A 1,163-nucleotide genomic window follows, 5' to 3' on the forward strand; every position below is an offset into this window, starting at 1 on the left:
GGGGTGGGCTGCCTACTACCGGGGTGTCGTGTCCACGGAAACGTTCCAGGCACTGAGCCTTTCCCGGTAACCTTTCGTGGCGTTGCGTGACATCAGCGTCGTGGCGTGGTGTTGGGTGTTAGGCGGTCCTGCGGTACTCGGTGTGGAGGATGACGAGGGCGGCTTTCGCGACGAGTCCGATCTTCCAGGGGTCGATCGTGATGTTGCGGAGGAGCCGGAAGGTGACTTTGAGCAGGGCGTTCGCGCGTTCGCCGACGGCGCGCAGCGCGTTGTGGATCCGGTTGTGCGCCTTCTGTTCGTCGGTGAGGGCGCTGTTCCTGGGCTTCTTGTAGGCGATCTTGAGTGGCCCGGCCGGGTTGCCTAACCCTTCGTAGCCGAGGTCGAACAGCACCTCGTGCAGGTCGGTGGTCCATTCCTCCTCGAGGATCGGCAGGGCGCCGCAGGCGCGCAGGGCGGTGGAGTCGTGCTCGCGGCCGGGGCGGACGTCGGAGACCCACATTGGCCACCCGTCGTCGGGTGCGGACAGAACCTGGACATTGCCACCGTGGTTGGAGATCTTGCCGGACCACCACAGGTCGACGCCCTTGGTCGGACCGGGGACGCGCAGCCGGTCGGTCTCGATGACCGTGCCGTCGACGATCAGCTGGCCGTGGCCGGCGATCCTGGCCCGCATCAGCGCTTCACGCAGGTCGGGGGCCTGCCAGGCGAGCACGGCGACGCCCTCGTGGAGGTAGCGGTAGCCCACCGACCGGGACACTCCATGATCTTTAAACAGCTGACGGGTCCGGGTGCCGTCACAAAACCAGCGCAGGACCATCACGGCCTGTTCCAGGGTGGACAGCGTCCGGGTCCCATTCCGAGTACCACGGCGCTGACGCTCCGCGACCAACAGGCCGGCCAGCCGGAAGACGGTGTGATCGCCGAAGGGCAGCTCGGCGGTGTATGTGAAACTCATGCGGGACGCGGGGTCTTTCGGTGAAGTGATCTGTGGAAGGACTACTTCCTACCGGGACCCCGCGTCGTCTCGTCTGCCGGCCCGAAGCCACCCGCCGGATCCTCACAGCCCGTGACCGTCACCCAGCGCGACGACTCGTTGCCGGGAAAGGGTCACTGGACAACTATCTGTGGAAACTAACCTACAAGTGGGCACTCTTCCGCCACAA

The 1,163-nt window shown here is 65.7% G+C and carries 1 protein-coding gene; it reads right to left on the minus strand.

What is annotated here, in order from left to right:
• Positions 1–118 precede the first annotated feature (118 nt).
• On the minus strand, positions 119–955 hold the full coding sequence (locus tag C1A33_RS26155; RefSeq protein ID WP_101834215.1) for a transposase family protein: 837 nt from the start codon (positions 953–955) through the stop codon (positions 119–121).
• Positions 956–1,163 lie beyond the last annotated feature (208 nt).

This window comes from Frankia canadensis (assembly GCF_900197875.1).
Taxonomy (GTDB): Bacteria; Actinomycetota; Actinomycetes; order Frankiales; family Frankiaceae; genus Frankia; species Frankia canadensis.